The 18579-nt window shown below is 61.7% G+C and carries 5 protein-coding genes; 3 read left to right on the top strand and 2 right to left on the bottom strand.

Going from position 1 to position 18579, the window contains the following annotated elements; all coding sequences use genetic code 11:
* Positions 1 to 7: 7 nt before the first annotated feature.
* Both GGD65_RS30000 and GGD65_RS29995 read right to left on the bottom strand, forming a co-directional pair.
* Positions 8 to 10228, bottom strand: a complete 10221-nt coding sequence (locus tag GGD65_RS30000; protein WP_183237578.1) for an Ig-like domain-containing protein — start codon at positions 10226 to 10228, stop codon at positions 8 to 10.
* Positions 10229 to 10776: 548 nt separating this feature from the next.
* Positions 10777 to 10995, bottom strand: coding sequence for a hypothetical protein (locus GGD65_RS29995; protein ID WP_183237577.1), 219 nt, complete (start codon positions 10993 to 10995; stop codon positions 10777 to 10779).
* 234 nt (positions 10996 to 11229) lie between these two features.
* On the opposite strand from GGD65_RS29995, the gene GGD65_RS29990 reads away from it, so the two are divergent.
* The 3 genes from GGD65_RS29990 (at position 11230) to GGD65_RS29980 (ending at position 17905) form a co-directional block, all read left to right on the top strand.
* Positions 11230 to 11442: a hypothetical protein gene (locus GGD65_RS29990; protein ID WP_018322887.1), complete on the top strand. Its 213-nt coding sequence runs from the start codon at positions 11230 to 11232 to the stop codon at positions 11440 to 11442.
* Positions 11443 to 11624: 182 nt separating this feature from the next.
* A complete protein-coding gene (locus tag GGD65_RS29985; RefSeq protein ID WP_161500021.1) occupies positions 11625 to 11789 on the top strand; it encodes a hypothetical protein in 165 nt (54 codons plus the stop codon).
* A gap of 245 nt (positions 11790 to 12034) precedes the next feature.
* Positions 12035 to 17905 (top strand): AAA family ATPase, encoded by a 5871-nt coding sequence (locus tag GGD65_RS29980; protein WP_183237576.1) that lies wholly within the window; start codon positions 12035 to 12037, stop codon positions 17903 to 17905.
* Positions 17906 to 18579 lie beyond the last annotated feature (674 nt).

The following is an 18579-nucleotide window of genomic DNA, read 5'->3' as shown; positions in this document are numbered from 1 at the left end:
TTGACCGTTAGATGTGGAGGAGAAAATCCTGACTGGTCAGTATATTCGCGGTTACATTGGTCAAGACAATTTCCATATCCGCCGACCCTTGATTCTGCGCTGTGGTCGAGTTGTTGACGTAGACAATCGTATTCGCGCCGCTCTGAATCCACCCGATACTGTGCGCGGCGACTTGGGCGCTTCCGCTGAGCAAGCCTTGGACACTCGTCACCCCCGCGATCGCCCCGGTGTCGATGACGTCTGTACCATGAACGAAATCACTGATCGTGTCGTGGCTTGCAACCGTGGAATCGGAAACCGCAGCGAAGACGAATTGGTCGCTTCCCGCTCCTCCTATTAACGTGTCGGCACCTCCTCGGCCCTGGATCACGTCATTTCCGGCTTGCCCATCCAGCGTGTCGCTGCCGACATCGCCAAAAATGAAGTCAGCAAAGGATGACCCACGGACGGCATTCACGCCGGTGAAGGTATCTGTCCCGGTGCCGGCGAGGTCACCGGAGGCCGTCCCATGGGAGTTGCCGGCGGCGAGATCGACAGTCACCCCATCCAGAGCATTGTAGAATGCAATGCGAGTATTGCCGTTGCCGGTAATGGTGTCATTGCCGTCCATTCCCTCGAACTCGTTGAGGGTACCGAAATCGCCGGCATTTGCACCGGAGGTGCCAAAGCTGGTTGCGATGAAAATATCGTCGAAGCTAGTCCCGCGAATCGCCTCAATTGATCGAAGAGTGTCTGTTCCGATCGAAGCGTCGCCGGCCACCACGCCTGACGCCATATCGACTTGAATACCTGAAACCGAACCGTCGTTGTTGTAGAACGCCCTGTCGAAGCCAGTTTTGCCGTCGATGAAGTCATTGCCGCCGCGACCGGCAAAATCTTCAGCTGTACCGTTGGGATTGTTGGAGCCGGTGATGGTATCGGCGAATGACGACCCTGACACCGAGCTAACGCCCGAAAAGGTATCGGTGCCTACCGACGCATCGCCGGTTACGGTACCCGACGCGCCGCTGGTGGTGCTGGTCCAGCTATTGAGACCGAAAGTGATCGTCACGGGACCGGTTGCATTGGTGTAGATCAGACGCGTGTTGCCGCTGCCGGTAATGGCATCGTCACCACCAAGTCCCTCGAACTGGTTGAAGCTGCCGTTGTTGCCGACGTTAAGAGCGCCTGCAAGGCCGTATCCCGTTGCCACATAGGTGTCGGCAAGGACGGTTCCCTGGATGGCTTCGATCGAACGCAGCGTGTCCGTACCGATCGAGGAGTCGCCCGTGGCGGTGCCGGACGCCATGTCAATGGTGACACTGCCGGTCGAAAGATAGATGTTGTTGTAGCTTGCGGTATCTAAGCCGCCGCGACCGTCAATCGTGTCGTTGCCGCCAAGCCCGGTAAATATCTCGTTGATGCCGCTTCCCGACAAGGAATCGGCGAACATCGTGCCCATGACGGCATTTACGCCCGTGAACGTATCGCTTCCGACCGAGACGTCCCCGGTCGCCGTGCCGGCTGCTATGTCCACCACGACGCCTGCGGTCGCATTGTTGAATCCGAGGCGCGTATTGCCGTTGCCGGTGATGATGTCGTTGCCGCCTTCGCCGGTGAACTCGTTGAAGGTCCCGAGCGAGCCGGAGTTCGTGCTGGCGCTGCTAAATCCGACGGCGTTGTAGGTATCGGCAAATTTGGTGCCACGGACCGCTTCGATCGACACAAGTGTATCAGAACCAACCGTGGCATCCCCCGTCAGGGTGCCAGCCGCGAGACTGATCGTAATACCCGACGTGGTGGTCGGATCGTTATTATAGTCGACGCGGTCGAAGCCACTGCGGCCATCGATCACGTCGTTGCCAGCGAACCCCGCAAACACCTCGACCGTGCCGAATCCATTGTTGCTTCCGAACAGAGTATCGGCGAACGAAGAGCCCCAGACGACAAGAATCCCGGAGCCAACAAACGTGTCGTGACCAACGGATCCATCTCCATCCGCTGCCCCGGCTGCGATGTCGACAGTCACACCGGCGGTGGCGCTCACATAGGAGACCCGCGTCAGAGCCGCGCCTAAAGGATTCACGTCACTCAGAATGGTGTCGTTGCCACCGCGGCCCTCGAACTCGTTGAACCCGATCGGCGTACCGGGCGTACCGGTGCCCCCAGCGAAACCGGTCGCATTGAAGGTGTCCGCAAAATCACTGCCAACCACGGCTTCGATCGCAACGAGCGTATCGGTACCCACTCCCGGTCCGGATACCGTTCCCGCCGCAAGGTTCACGGAGATCCCGCCCGTGGCATCGGTATAGACAGCGCGGTCAAAATCGGCCCCGCCATCGAGCAGATCGTTGCCGCCGAATCCCTGAAGCCGATCATTTCCGGCGAGGCCGGAAATTGCATCCGCTTGACTCGTTCCGAGCAGCACATCCGAGCCCGAGGTGCCGTTGGTGGCGTTGGGAAAGATGAAGTCGCTCTGCTGGAGGCTTGTTACACCTATCAGCGTCAGAGTATTCCCGCTTCCGACATCGATGATGGTGTTGCCGCCGCTCACCGTTGCCTTCGATTGAACATCTGCGAGCGTGAAGAAGCCTGACAACCCTGTCGGATCGATCGTGTCACCTTGGGTACGGTTAAAGTCCGTGATGGTGTCTGCTCCGTCACCATCGGCGTAGACAAAGGTGTCGGCGCCGTTCCCGCCGGTCAAGGTATCGGCGCCACCGCGGCCGTCGATCCGATCATTGCCGTCCCTGCCGTCGAGGGCATTGGAATTGGCATCGCCGAGAATGACGTCAGCGAAAGCTGAACCGCGGGCGGCATTCACGCCGGTGAATGTGTCTGTCCCGACACCTGCGAGGTCACCGGAGGCGGTCCCGTGGGAGTTGCCGGCGGCGAGGTCGACGGTCACCTCATCGAGAGCATTGTAGTATGCGATGCGGGTATTGCCGTTGCCGGTGATCGTGTCATTGCCGGCCATTCCCTCAAACTCGTTGAGGGTACCGAAATCGCCGACATTTGCGCCGGAGACGCCGAAATTGGTCGCGACATAAGTGTCGGCGAAGCCGGTTCCGCGGATCGCTTCGATGGATCGGAGGGTGTCCGTTCCGACAGCAGCGTCGCCGGTTACCACGCCCGAAGCCATATCGATTTGAATACCCGACGCCGAACCATCATTGTTGTAGAACGCCCTGTCGAAACCCGTTTTACCGTCGATGAAGTCATTGCCGCCGCGACCGGCAAATTCCTCCGAGGTGTTGTTTGGATTGTTCGAGCCGGTGATGGTGTCGGCAAATGACGACCCCGACACCGAGCCGACACCGGAGAAGGTGTCGGTGCCCACGGACCCATCACCGGTTAGGGTACCCGACGCGCCGCTGGTGGTGCTGGTCCAACCGTTGAGATCGAAAGTGATCGTCACGGGGCCGGTTGCATTGGCGTAGATCAGCCGGGTGTTGCCGTTGCCGGCGATGACGTCGTTACCGCCCATTCCCTCGAATTGATTGAAGCTGCCATTGTTGCCGACATTGGCATAGGGAAGGCCGGTCGCGGGATCGATAGCGCCGGTGACGCCGAAATTAGTCGCGTCATAAGTGTCGGTAAAATTAGTGCCCTGAATGCCTTCGATTGAACGCAAGATGTCGGTGCCACTCGAGGCATCTCCGGTCACCGTTCCAGCTGCAAGGTGAACGCTGATCCCCCCCGTCGTGAAGGTCAGGTTGGCATATTGCGCCGTGTCGAAGCCGCCTTTTCCGTCGATGAAATCATCGCCGGCAAGGCCCATGAAGTTCTCATTGGCGCCGCTTCCAGAAAAGGTGTCGGCAAACATCGAGCCCATGACGGCGTTGACGCCGGTGAATGTATCGGTACCTACGGAGGCATCGCCGGTCGCAGTGCCCGCGAGGAAATCGACAGTCACGCCGGCGGTTGATTGCGTATATTGGAGTCGCGTGTTGCCGTTGCCGATGATGCCATCGTTGCCGCCCATGCCTTCGAAATTGTTGAAGGTGCCGCTCGATCCAGCGTTGGTGCTGGTGCCGCTGAAACCAGTGGCATCGTAAGTATCGGCGAAGTTGGTGCCGCGGACGGCTTCCACTGAACGCAGCGTATCGGTCCCGATTGTCGCATCACCGATGACCGTTCCGGCCGCAAGATTGACGGTTAAGCCCGTGGTGGTGGCGGCGTCGTTGTTGTAGACGGCAAAATCGTAGCCGCCGCGGCCATCGATCAGATCGTTGCCGGCACGAGCGTCATATTGCTCGAACGTGCCGTTCGGATTGTCGCTGCCCCGCAGCGTGTCTCCAAATGCTGACCCAATGACCGCATTGACATTGGTGAAGATGTCGTTGCCGACTGATGCATCGCCGTTCGCCGTTCCCGCGGCGAAATCAACGACCACTGCCGCTGTCGCACTGACATAGGAAATGCGGGTCAGAATCTCTCCGGAAGGATTGACCGTGCCGGCGATGATGTCATCTCCCCCCATGCCTTCGAAGCTGTTGAAGCCAATTGGCGTGCCAGGCACCCCGGAATTGCCGCTGAAACCGACCGCCGAGTAGTGATCGGCAAAGTTGCTGCCCTGGATGGCTTCGATACCGATCAGAGTGTCGGTGCCGACACCCGGCCCCGTCACGGTTCCTGCCGTCAGATCGGCGGTGATGCCCCCGGTCGCGTCGAGATAGACCGCTCGATCAACGCCCGACAAACCATTGAATGTGTCATTACCGCCGAAGCCTTGGAATGCATCGTTCCCGGCGGTCCCTGTCAGGGTGTTGTCGCCAGCATCGCCGAGAATGGCGCCGAGCACGCCGACAGAATAGACCACCGCGCCACTGGTTGCGGTGTTGCCGGCCGCATCGCTGACCCGTGCGGTCAGCGAGTTGCCGCCCTGGTTTAGCGTGACCGTCGTGCTCCAGCTGCCGTTGGCCTGCACGATCGCGGTACCGATCGTCGTGCTGCCATCCAGGATGGTGACGGTGGCGCCGGCATCGGCGATGCCCACCGTGCCGGTGATGGTCTGGCTGGCCTGGTTGACCGGTCCGCCCGCGCTGGTGATCGCGACCGCGGGTGCCGTCGTGTCCAGCGTGAAGCTCAGCGAGGCCGAGCCGGTGTTGCCAAAGATGTCGGTTTGGCTCGCGACGATGGTGTGTGATCCGTCGGCCAGCCCGCTCGGCGTAAACGACCAGGCTCCTTGCGCATCGGTGGTGGTCGTCGCCGCGATCGGGCTGCCGTCGATGGTGAAGTGCACCACCGTGTTGGCGAGGCCGGTGCCGCTCAGGGCCGGATCGGCGGTGACATGGTCGGTGGCCGACGTGCCGGTGTCGGCGACCAGGGTCTCGGTTACCGTCGGGCCGGTGGTGCTGAGCGTGTAGACCACGGCGCCGCTGGTCGCGGTGTTACCGGCCGCGTCGCTGACCCGTGCGGTCAGCGAGTTCGGGCCATTGTTCAGCGTGACCGTTGTGCTCCAGCCGCCGTTGCCCTGCACGATGGCGGTGCCGATCGTGGTGGAGCCGTCCAGGATGGTGACGGTGGCGCCGGCATCGGCGACGCCCACCGTGCCGGTGACGGTCTGGCTGGCTTGGTTGACCGGTCCGCCGGTGCTGGTAATCGCAACCGTCGGTGCCGTGGTGTCGAGCGTGAAGCTCAGCGAGGCCGAGCCGGTGTTGCCAAAAGTGTCGGTTTGGCTCGCCACGATGGTGTGTAATCCGTCGGCCAGCCCGGTCGGTGTAAACGACCAGGCCCCTTGCGCATCGGCGGTCGCCGTCGCCGCGATCGAGCTGCCGTCGATGGTGAAGTGCACCACGGTGTTGGCAAGGCCGGTGCCGTTCACGGCCGGGTTGGCGGTGACGTGGTCGGTGACGGAGGTGCCGGTATCGGCGACCAGGGCCTCAGTCACGGTCGGGCCGGTGGTGCTGAGGGTGTAGACCACTGCGACGCTGGTCGCGGTGTTGCCGGCCGCATCGCTCACCCGTGCGGTCAGCGAGTTCGGGCCGTTGTTGAGCGTGACCGTGGCGCTCCAGGCCCCATTGCCCTGCACGATGGCGGTGCCGATCGTGGTGCTGCCGTCCAGGATGGTGACGGTGGCGCCGGCATCGGCGACGCCGACCGTGCCGATGATAATCTGGCTCGCCTGGTTGGTCGGTCCGCCCGCGCTGGTGATCGCAACCGCGGGTGCCGTGGTGTCCAGCGTGAAGCTCAGTGCTGCGCTCGTCGAACTGTTGCCGGCGACATCGCTGAACTGGGCCGTGATCTGTTTGGTGCCATCGGCTCCGAGATCGCCGGCAGTCACCGTCAGATTAACGTTGCCTGCCGTCACGTCGGCGGCCGTGATCACATGCGTGACCGGGTGCGCCAGCGGCGAGCCGCCCAGCAACAGCCGCACCGTATCGCCAATGGCATCGGTCGGGTTCAGCGCCACCGTGAAGCTCGGCGGGGTCGCCGAGGTGATGTTGTCCGTGCTCGAGGTACCAGTATCCGAACCCGCCGTCAGATCTGGCGTGCCACCGGTCGGTGCCGTCGTGTCGAGGGTGAAGCTCAGCGACGCCGAGCCGATGTTGCCAAAGGTATCGGTTTGGCTTGCGACAATGGTGTGTAGTCCGTCGGCCAGCCCGGTCGGTGTAAACGACCACGCCCCTTGCGCATCGGTGGTCACCGTCGCTGCGATCGGGCTGCCGTCGACGGTGAAGTGCACCACGGTGTTGGCAAGGCCGGTGCCGTTCAGCGCTGGGTTGGCGGTGACATGGTCGGTGGCAGAGGTGCCGGTGTCGGAGACCAGGGCCTCGGTCACGGTCGGACCGGTGGTGCTGAGCGTATAGACCACCGCGCCGCTGGTCGCGGTGTTGCCGGCGGCATCGCTCACCCGTGCGGTCAGCGAGTTCAAGCCGTTGTTGAGCGTGACCGTGGCGCTCCAGGTCCCGTTGGCCTGCACGATCGCGGTACCGATCGTCGTGCTGCCGTCCAGGATGGTGACGGTGGCGCCGGCATCGGCGACGCCCACCGTGCCGGTGATGGTCTGGCTCGCCTGGTTGACCGGTCCGCCCGCGCTGGTGATCGCGACCGCGGGTGCCGTCGTGTCCAGCGTGAAGCTCAGCGAGGCCGAGCCGGTGTTGCCAAAGATGTCGGTTTGGCTCGCGACGATGGTGTGTGATCCGTCGGCCAGCCCGCTCGGCGTAAACGACCAGGCTCCTTGCGCATCGGTGGTGGTCGTCGCCGCGATCGGGCTGCCGTCGATGGTGAAGTGCACCACCGTGTTGGCGAGGCCGGTGCCGCTCAGGGCCGGATCGGCGGTGACATGGTCGGTGGCCGACGTGCCGGTGTCGGCGACCAGGGTCTCGGTTACCGTCGGGCCGGTGGTGCTGAGCGTGTAGACCACGGCGCCGCTGGTCGCGGTGTTACCGGCCGCGTCGCTGACCCGTGCGGTCAGCGAGTTCGGGCCATTGTTCAGCGTGACCGTTGTGCTCCAGCCGCCGTTGCCCTGCACGATGGCGGTGCCGATCGTGGTGGAGCCGTCCAGGATGGTGACGGTGGCGCCGGCATCGGCGACGCCCACCGTGCCGGTGACGGTCTGGCTGGCTTGGTTGACCGGTCCGCCGGTGCTGGTAATCGCAACCGTCGGTGCCGTGGTGTCGAGCGTGAAGCTCAGCGAGGCCGAGCCGGTGTTGCCAAAAGTGTCGGTTTGGCTCGCCACGATGGTGTGCGGTCCGTCGGCCAGCCCGGTCGGTGTAAACGACCAGGCCCCTTGCGCATCGGCGGTCGCCGTCGCCACGATCGTGCTGCCGTCGATGGTGAAGTGCACCACGGTGTTGGCATGGCCGGTGCCGTTCAGCGCCGGGTTAGTGGTGAGGTGATCGGTGGCGGAGATGCCGGTGTCGGCAATCAGGGCCTCGGTCACGGTCGGGCCGGTGGTGCTGAGAGTGTAGACCACCGCGCCGCTGGTCGCGGTGTTGCCGGCCGCATCGCTCACCCGTGCGGTCAGCGAGTTCGGGCCGTTGTTGAGCGCGACCGTGGCGCTCCAGGTCCCGTTGGCCTGCACGATGGCGGTGCCGATCGTCGTGGCGCCATCCAGGATGGTGACGGAGGCGCCGGCATCGGCGACGCCGACCGTGCCGGTGATAATCTGGCTCGCCTGGTTGACGGGTCCGCCCGCGCTGGTGACCGCGACGGTCGGCGCCGTCGTGTCCAGCGTGAAGCTCAGCGCGGCCGAGCCGGTGTTGCCAAAAGTGTCAGTCTGGCTTGCGACGATGGTGTGTAATCCGTCGGCCAGCCCGGTCGGCGTAAACGACCAGGCGCCTTGCGCATCGGTGGTTGCCGTAGAGGCGATGAGAACACCATCAATCGTCAGATGCACGACGGTGTTGGCCAAGCCGGTGCCGCTCAGCGCCGGGTTGGCGGTGACGTGATCGGTGGCCGACGTGCCGGTGTCGGCAATCAGGGCCTCGGTCACGGTCGGACCTGTGGTACTGAGCGTGTAGACCACGGCGCCGCTGGTCGCGAAGTTGCCGGCCGCATCGCTCACCCGGGCGGTCAGGGAGTTGCCGCCCTGGTTCAGCGTGACCGTGGTGCTCCAGGTCCCGTTGGCCTGCACGATGGCGGTACCAATCGCAGTGGTGCCGTCCAGGATGGTGACGGTGGTGCCGGCATCGGCGATGCCCACCGTACCGGTGACGGTCTGGCTGGCCTGGTTGACCGGCCCGCCCGCGCTGGTGATCGCGACGGTCGGCGCCGTCGTGTCGAGCGTGAAAACAACGGGCACGCTCGTTGTGACGTTGGCGCTAGGGTCCAAAGCCACGATGCTGTGGTCGCCATCACCTGCCAGGGTGACCGCCAGGCTCCAAACGCCGCCGGAGCCAACGGTAACCGTTCCAATCTGCCTCGTAACACCATTGTATGTGTCGTACAGCGTCACCGTGCTTCCAACGAAGGAAGGATCAACTGTTCCGCTGATTGTTTGATTTCCTTGGTTGGTTGGGCCGCCTGCGCTGCTGATAAGGACAGGTTCGAATGAAGCCACAACAACAGCTTGCGATGGGTCCAAAGTGGGGACGAGCGGCTTCGAGGCAGAGGCAGAAGTCCCCGCGATGGAAGCGAGCGTCACAACAACTGGAGCGATCGATCCCCCACCAGCTTGGCCTTTTATGTCGTCCCCTATAATGGTGGTTGGAGCTTCAGTGGGTGATGGTGGGGGGCTCCCAGCGAACTTCTGCAGCGACTTTGTGTCGACGTCTCCTCGCTTGCCGTCGCTAGGAGCCGGAGTGTCTGGAGCAATCTGTTTCCCGATATCGTAGGTCGTCAACACCTGTTGAAAAGCGTTGAACTCCTGCGCAACTTGCCCTGGGGTCTTGCTGACAGTTTGAGTGATCACCTCGAAATTCGCGGTTGGCGTGATGGTTAGCGATGGACCGTCGCTGGTAACTATCCCGATCGGATCCCCCGCAGTACAAACGCCTTGAAGCAAGTTCGTCGCTGGAACGCATTTGAAGACTTGTACGGAATGAACTCGGCCGTCTTGCTGATCAGCGACAGAGACCGAGACTTTCCCATCCACAGCATCGACGCTGAGAAGGACGGCAGTACCGCGAATTCCAATCACGGCAGTCGGCGTCGCGACCTGCATGTCGCCGCTTTTCGCGACCTGGCCAGCGACGAAACTGGCGGCACCCTGGATGAGAGTGAACATCGAATGGTTCGTGCCACTCGTCAGGCTGACTAAGGTGCCACTCGCACTACTCTGCCCCTCATACCCCAATTCGTTCAACATGAACCGAGCGTTGGCGCTCAGGTTGAACGTGCTGCCGTCGATAAGGACGAGACCAATGGTAGAGCCGCTTCCAGTTTGCACGACATCGTTCTGATAAACGACATCCCCATTATTCGCCTCGATCGTAACGCCGTTGCGAACGATGCTGGCGCTTCCCGTTACGGTCGCGACACGGCCAATCACCTTTCCAGCAGCGGCATTACCTCCGGCTTGCGCAAAGGTTTGATAACCGGTGAGGGCTTCGACCACTCTCGCATCGAGCAGCGCGCCGTCCGACGAGCTGAGCGGCAAACGCTTCTCGCCGAGAAAGTAATTGGGGATCGTGATCCGATGGTCAGAATCGGAAATGATGAGATCATGACCTGAACGTGCATAGTCCCCTGAGAACAAGAGATGCGCGTCCGAAATGATGAGTGCGTGAGCTGGGGCAGGCTTAGGGAAACTAAAGGACGCCCCAGCCATATCAGATCCGGCAACATCGAACTTTTGGTTCAATGGGGTAGTCAAACCAGCCCCCACCCATAAATTTGCAAATTAAATAATTAAATGCTAATAGCACCCCGTAAATTTAATTAAAAGAGCTATTTGATCTGGCTGGAACGATGAAAGCCTGCGGTGGTTTGGCCCGTGATAATCACGCTGGACCGAGTGTCCGTGGCTGACGATCATAAACGACACACGCTGGGTCCATCCGCATGGTGCAATCAAGAGGGCTTCATCGCCTGGACCTGTTGGAAGTGCGCCGTCAGCTGGTGCGCGCGCGCAATCGGCACTCCAATAACAGGAGCATTGTGAGGCGCATCAACGGTCTGTTATGTCGAATTTATCACTTGGATGCGATCGAACCCAAAGGAGGTCGGCGAATCCGCGAAGCCATTCAAATTGCGCTGCGAGATACATCCAAGGATTAGTTGACCAAAGTCCCGCGCCCCGCTCCCTTATTATCCGCGATTGCGCGGTGCGTTCACTCGCGAGCGTATCCTGCCATATCTCGGCCAGTGGACAATTGCGACAGACCGCGGGTTGACCGCCGCTTGCGGTTTTTACCGTTTGCCGCTGGGCGCGTGATTGCACGTCTTATGGAAAGCGTTCGCCGCCCCGGCCATCTGAAGCGATAGCTGGTCCATGGCCGATCCTTCTTCAGCCAGGCGCTTCTCAACGTACTGCTGCTCAACGTCGGTCAACGCAGTTTCTAGCAGGCGCAAATACCGCTCAACATTCTTCCTATGGGTCTGCAAACGGACAATCGTTTCGTCGCTCATGTTCTATCCAATAGGTAGCGGCGCAATATTGCGAAATAGCTCTGAAAAGCCGCGTCAAAAAACCAAAATATCAATAACAGATTTAAAATGGCAGAACAATCGAAGCAGATCAAGACTCAGCCTCGCGGTGAATTGCTTATGCTCCACACGCCGGATTTTTGAATTTACTAAAATCCAAACTCCCTTTATCCTAGAGGTATATTGCTATGCGAAATTTGATTGTGGGGCAGCGTTATGTCGAGTGCGATTGAGTTGATCGTTGGCGGCTTCACTCGGCTAAAAGACCAGCAGTCGCTCGAAGCTCTCCGGATGCATCGCTGGCGGTTGGCCGCTGATCTGAAGGCGACAACTGGTTTCGATTGCCGATCATCTATCGTCCAAATCGAGCAAGACATCGCGGCCATTGAAGCGGGGCTCCGGACGCTTTCTCAACCGGTCAGCGGCTGATCGGACAAGCGAGGGTGAGAGAGACCGAAGGCGGTTAGTCCGCTCCACCCCACGCCGATTTGCCGCCGGAATACTGGCAGGCGCTCCTCGACGATCGACGCTTCGGCCTGTCGGGCAAACTCTAGATGGCACCCGTAAATTTCCCAATGTTGCCTGCCTCGGGCCGGCGGCAAGATGACAACATGAAAGCATCGAAGCCGAAGGAATGGAGCGACCTCGAACGCAGGAAGCTTTCGGCAATGAGCCGCCGGCGGTACGGCGCGGCGGAGATTGCCGCGGCCCTTCGCCGGCATGTCGGCTCAGTCAAGCGGATGGCGCGAGAAATGGGGCTACTTCTGAAAAAATGACGATCGGACGAATCTCATCGATCTATTGCAAAGACAGAACGCCTGTCCGCGTTCGACCGATGCCGCACCTGATCGGCAGCCAGAATTCAGGACCGCTTCGTTGTAGGCGAGCTTAGCTCGGCTGGCCACGCCGCTCCATCTGTGGCAAGCTCGATTTTGTTCAACGAGCTCAACAGGTATCTCGCCACCCGACATCGGGTTCCGTAGAGGCCAGCAGTTGAACCCAGTCTTTCGGTTCGGCGCGCATGGATAGCGACTTCCAGGCGTTATGGGAGGACGACGACCGCATCTTTTGCCGGGCATCGCGCCAGGGCTCCGATGGTGGCCGCAAAACTGTGCTGGCCGTGCTTCCCGCCGAGCATGCCCCATCAACGAGCCGGGATCGCCTGGCTCACGAATATGCACTAAAGGACGAGCTCGACAGCGCGTGGGCCTTGCGGCCGCTCGAACTTGTCAGTGAGGGCGGCCGGCCCGTGCTGCTGCTCGAGGATCCCGGCGGCGAGCCGCTGGAGCGCCAGCTCCAAGCGCCTATGCAGGTGGGAACGTTCTTGCATCTCGCCGTCCACATCACGGCGGCTCTTGGCAAGGTCCATCAGCGTGGGCTCGTGCACAAAGACATCAAGCCGCACAACATCATCGTGAATCGCGCGACCGGCGAAGTCAGACTCACGGGTTTCGGCATTGCCTCGCGACTCCCGCGCGAGCGCCAATCACCCGAACCGCCTGAAACCATCGCCGGCACCCTCGCCTATATGGCACCCGAGCAGACCGGACGAATGAACCGCTCGATCGACGCGCGCAGTGATCTATACGCGTTGGGCGTCACCTTCTATCAGATGCTCGCCGGCGTGCCCCCGTTTACCGCAGCCGATCCGATGGAATGGGTGCACTGCCATATCGCCAGGAGGCCTGTGCCGCCCGCCGAGCGTCGGAAGCAAGTGCCCAATTTCCTTTCGGCCATCATCATGAAGCTGCTCGCCAAGACCGCCGAGGAGCGCTATCAGACCGCGGCCGGTCTGGAGAGCGATCTCCGGCGCTGCCTCGCCGCCTGGGAGGCTCGGCAGGGGATCGACGACTTCCCCCTGGGCGAGCGCGACATCCCGGACCGGCTGCTCATCCCCGAGACGCTCTATGGGCGCGCGCGAGACATCCAAGTCTTGCTCGCGGCCTTCGACCGCATGGTCCAGAGCGGCACGCCTGAGCTGGTGTTGGTCTCGGGATACGCCGGCATCGGCAAGTCAGCTGTCGTCAACGAGCTGCACAAGGTGCTGGTGCCCTCGCGCGGCCTGTTCGCCGACGGCAAGTTCGACCAATACAAGCGCGACATTCCCTATGCCACACTGGCGCAGGCGTTCCGCAGCCTGCTCCGCGGCCTTCTGGCGAAGAGTGAGGTCGAGCTGGCGCCCTGGCGCGATGCCCTGCAAAAGGCGTTGGGCCCGAACGGCGGGCTATTGGTGGACCTGGTCCCCGAGCTGAGGCTCATCATCGGCGAGCCGCCGCGGGTACCAGACCTGGCTCTGCAGGATGCGCAAAGGCGCTTCCACCAAGTGGTGCGGCAGTTCATCGGCGTATTCGCGCGACCGGAGCATCCACTGGCGCTATTCCTCGACGACCTGCAATGGCTAGACTCGGCGACGCTGGACCTGCTCGAGGATCTGCTGACTCAGGCGGATGTGAGCCATCTGCTGATGATCGGCGCTTACCGCGATAACGAGGTCGACGCCGCGCATCCTCTGCGGCGCAGGATCGCCGCCATCAAAAATTGCAGCGGCATCGTTGAGGAGATCGCGCTAGCGCCGCTTGCCACCGAGCATGTCGGGCAGCTGATCGCCGACTCGTTGCGTTGCGAGCCGAGTTATGCCGCGTCCCTGGTGCAGATAGTGCAGGAGAAAGCGGGTGGCAATCCGTTCTTCGCCATCCAGTTTCTTCACGAGCTCGTCGAGGAGCGTTTGCTTGCGTTCGATCATACGTCGCCGTGCTGGACGTGGGATCTCGATCTCATTCGCGCCAAGGGCTATACCGACAATGTGGTGGACCTCATGGTCGGCAAACTCGCGCGCCTTCCGGCCAACACGCAGGCAGCGTTGCAGCAGCTCGCCTGTCTCGGTAACAGCGCCACGATCACGCTGTTGGCCCTTGTTCTGGGAAAATCGGCGGCTGAAGTCGACGCAGCGCTGTGGGAAGCCGCGCACGAGGAGCTGGTCGAGCGACGGCAAGGCTATTACAGATTCACCCACGACCGGGTGCAGGAAGCCGCCTATTCAAGCAAACCGGAAGCCGAGCGTGCGGAAGCCCATCTCGCCATCGGCCGGCTCCTCGTGGCGAATACTCCCACAGAACAGCACGGGGACGTGATCTTCGACATTGTCAATCAGCTCAACCGCGGCGTTGCGTTGATCACCTCACGAGACGAACGAGCGAAGCTGACCGAGCTCAACCTGCTCGCAGCCAAGCGCGCCAAAGCGTCCACCGCCTATGACTCGGCACTGACTTATCTCAAAGCCGGCGCGGCCCTGTTGCTGGAGGATTGCTGGGAGAGCAGGCATGAACTGGCCTTCTCCCTGGAGATCAACCGGGCAGAATGCGAGTTTCTGACCGGCGCGCTGGCGGAAGCGGAGCGACGCCTGATGGCTCTCTCAGCCCGTGCGGCAGGGCCTGTCGAGTTAGCCACGGTCTCGTGCCTGCGCATTGACCTGTACACGAGGCTCGATCGGAGTAGCGATGCAATTGCTGTTGCTCTCGATTACCTCCGCCACCTGACCATCGACTGGCCGCCCCATCCGACGGAGGAGGAGGCGCGAGGTGAATACGACCGCGTCCGCTCCCAACTTGGCGGGCGCCGTATCGAAGCTTTGATCGATCTGCCCTTAATGAGTGATTCGGTGTCTCTCGCGACTCTGGGCGTGCTTACCAGGCTGCTGCCGCCTGCACTATTCACGGATTTGAACCTCTTTTCCTTGACCGTTTGTCGAGCGGTTAATCTCAGCCTTGAACACGGAAACTGCGATGCCTCTTGCGTTGCTTATATGAGGCTTGGGATGATTGCCGGTCCTCGCTTCGGCGACTACGAGGCGGGATTTCGATTTGGTCTGCTCGGATATGAATTGGTCGAACGGCGCGGATTGACGCGACTTCATGCGCAGACCTACATGCTCTTCGGAGCGCACCTCGCGCCATGGACGCAACATGTCCGGAGTGCGCGTGATTCGCTGCTTCGGGCTTTCGACGTCGCAAACAAAACCGGTGATCTCACTTTCGCCGCGTACGCCCGCGTCAATCTCAATTCGAATCTGCTCGCGGCTGGTGACCCGCTCGCCGAGGTGCAACGCGAAGTCGAGAGTGGCCTCGCATTTGCGAAGACGGCACAGTTCGGGCTGGTCGTTGACGTTGTCGTCAGCCAACTGCAGCTCATCCGAACCCTGCGGGGGCTGACGTCGAAATTCGGCTCCTTCGACGATGAGCACTTTGAAGAGCTTCAGACGGAGCGCCGGTTCGCCGAGAATGCCAACCTCATGCGAGCGGACTGCTGGTATTGGATCCGAAAGCAGCAGGCGCGCTTTTTTGCAGGCGACTACGCGACTGCGATTGAGGCGTCGCAAAGGGCGCAGCGGCTGCTGTGGACGTCTATATCGCAACTCGAAACTGCCGAATACGAATTCTATGGTGCATTGTCCCTCGCGATGGCCTGCGCCTCCGCCGCGCCTGCCCAGCACCGGGAGTACCTCGCGGCACTGGCGGTGCACCGGCGACAGATCCAAATCTGGGCAAAGAATTGTCCGGAAAATTTCGAGAATCGCGCTGCGCTTATCGAGGCGGAGGTCGCCCGCTTGGAGGGCCGCGAACTCGATGCCGAGCGCCTCTATGAACACGCAATCCGCTCGGCCCGCGCCAACGGCTTTGTTCAAAACGACGCGCTTGCCAACGAACTCGCCGCACGCTTCTACGCGGCGCGCGGGTTTGAGAGAATCGCTCGAGCGTACTTGGCCGACGCTCGGCGTGCCTATTTGCGGTGGGGGGCTGATGGCAAGGTGCGGCAACTCGACCGCGTCTATGCCCACCTGGCAGAGGAAACAGCGGCGCCCGGTCCGACGAGCACGATCGAGACCCCCCTGGAGCAGCTCGACCTCGCCACCGTCATCAAGTTGTCGCAAGCGGTCTCGGGCGCAATCGTCCGGGAGAAGCTGCTCATCACCGTCATGCGCACCGCTATCGAGCACGCGGGCGCCGAGCGCGGCCTGTTGGTTCTGTCGCACGAGACCGAGTTGCGAATTGCCGCCGAAGCGACCACCGACGGCGACACGGTCGTCGTGCAGCTGCGCGACGAGCCCGTGACTGCAGCGCTCCTGCCGGAGGCGATCCTCAACTACATCTTGCGTACGCGGGACAGCATCATTCTCGATGATGCCGCAGCCCAGAAACCGTTTTCAGCGGATCCCTACATCGTTCAGCGCCAAGCGCGCTCCGTGCTCGGCCTGCCGGTGATCGCTCATGCCAATTTCATCGGCGTGCTGTACCTGGAAAACAATCTGGCTGCGCACGTCTTCGCGCCCGGTCGGATCGCGGTGCTAAAGCTGCTCGCCTCGCAGGCGGCAATCGCGCTGGAGAACGCTCACTTGTACCAGGATCTCGCAGAACGCGAGGCTAGGATTCGGCGCCTGGTCGAGGCCAACATCATCGGGATTATCATCTGGGAGCTTGGAGGTCGGATTCTGGAGGCGAATGATGCGTTTCTCCGCATCGTGGGATACGATCGCGAGGATCTCATTTCGGGCCCCCTACGCTGGACTGACCTTACACCGCCGGAGTGGCTCGACCGCCACATGCGATTGTGGATCCCGGAGCTAAAGATGATGGGGAGCGTGCAGCCGTTCGAGAAGGAATATTTCCGCAAGGACGGCAGCCGCGTGCCCGTGTTGATCGGCATGGCTGCATTCGACGAGCGACGAGATTACGGCGTCTCTTTTGTCGTCGACCTGACGGAGCGCAAGCGGTCGGAAGAGGCTCTGCGGCAGAGCGAGGAGCGCTTTCGCACCCTTGTACAATTCTCCTTCGACGTTTACTGGGAATCCGATGCGCAGCATCGCTTCACCCGCCAGGAGTTCGGCGAGGGTCTTGCCGACGCGCCGGCGCCTGGCTCTGAAATTGGGAAGACGCGGTGGGAAGTGCCCTATTTGGAGCCCGACGCGGAGGCCTGGCGCAAGCACCGGGAGACTCTCGATGCCCACCTGCCGTTCCGTGATTTCGAGCTGGCGAGGCCTACGCCTGACGGCGGTAAACGCTACGTGTCCATCTCGGGACTGCCGGTCCTCGACAATGCAGGGCGCTTCATCGGTTACCGCGGCGTCGGACGGAACATCACCGAGCGCAAGCGGGCCGAAGAGACCTTGCGGGAGGTGCAAAGGGAATTGGCGCATGCGAGCCGCCTCGCCACCATGGGTGAGCTCACGGCCTCGATCGCCCATGAAGTAAGCCAGCCGATCGCTGGCGCATCGATGAATGCCGATGCCGCCCTGCATTTCTTGGACAGAAACCCGCCGGATGTCGGGAGAGCCAAGGATACGCTCGGTTATGTTGTGAACGACACTGATCGAGCCCGCGACATCATCGGGCGCATACGTGATCTCATCAAGAAAGCACCGCCACTGAAGGATCGCTTGGATATCAACGAGGCGATCCGGGACGTGATCGAGCTCGCCCGCAGCGAAGCGGTGAAGAACGACGTCGCGATGCAGACGGAACTCGGAGACGGTTTACCACTCGTCGAAGGTGATCGCGTCCAATTGCAGCAAGTGATCCTCAACCTGATGGTCAATGCCATCCAAGCCATGGGCACGGTCGCGAGGGGATCGCGAAGCGTGCTCATCACGACCGCTCGGGCCGAATCTGACGGCATTATCGTCGCGGTGAAGGATTCGGGACCAGGATTGGCCCCGGACGCTCTCAAGCGCATCTTCGACCCCTTCTACACGACAAAGCCTGGCGGTCTGGGGATGGGACTGTCGATCTGCCGCTCGATCATCGAAGCGCATTCCGGGCGCCTGTGGGTGACCTCCAATGCGCCCCATGGCGCGACTTTCCACTTCACGGTGCCAGCCCATCCGGGCAGCGCGTCGTGACGATCCCGCACGGCTGCTTTGGATGTGTCATAGCGATGTCGGTACCACCGCTGTCGGCAATAACTTGCTCCACTGCCGATGCGAGCACGTCAAGGTGTTCAGCCAATCTGGCAAACAGCTCGCGCTTCTTGGGATCAGTCGCCAAGTCGCGAATAAGGGCGCACTCAGCGGCGCCTCGGCGAAGCTTCTCAGACTGGGCCTGCATGTCGCATAGCCAGCCGCCGTGTTCCTTTGTTGAACATTACAAATAGCTGTCCCGGTCACAAGTGAACACAGCGATTTCGCCGACTGGGACTAGCCTCAATTGCGTGGCGCTCCTCAGCGCCATCCGTCGGACCGCCTTGGCCCCGCACTGTCCCCTCCAGCCCCCAAGGGGCCAAGGCTGGCCCGAGGGGGCTCGCAGCATCAAGGTGAGAGCCTGCCATCCCGATCGTCAGGAGCGATGCCGCGAATTGGGAAACGCAAGACCTCAGGCAAGAGATCGCACGGCAGCTCAGCAAAGCAGCAGATGGCGAGCGCCCACGCTGCGCTTCACATTGGTCCGACCTCAACGGCGTGGGGCGCGCGCCCGGACGGCGGCGGGAGAAAGCGTTCGTTAGCTTTCTTGTGGCTTGCTGGGAGCGTGCCGATTACCGCTAATTACGGCACACGGAATGGGAATGTCGGCCCCGGCT

Source organism: Bradyrhizobium sp. CIR18, assembly GCF_014198295.1.
Taxonomy (GTDB): Bacteria; Pseudomonadota; Alphaproteobacteria; order Rhizobiales; family Xanthobacteraceae; genus Bradyrhizobium.
This window is presented reverse-complemented; position numbering and strand designations above follow the sequence as displayed.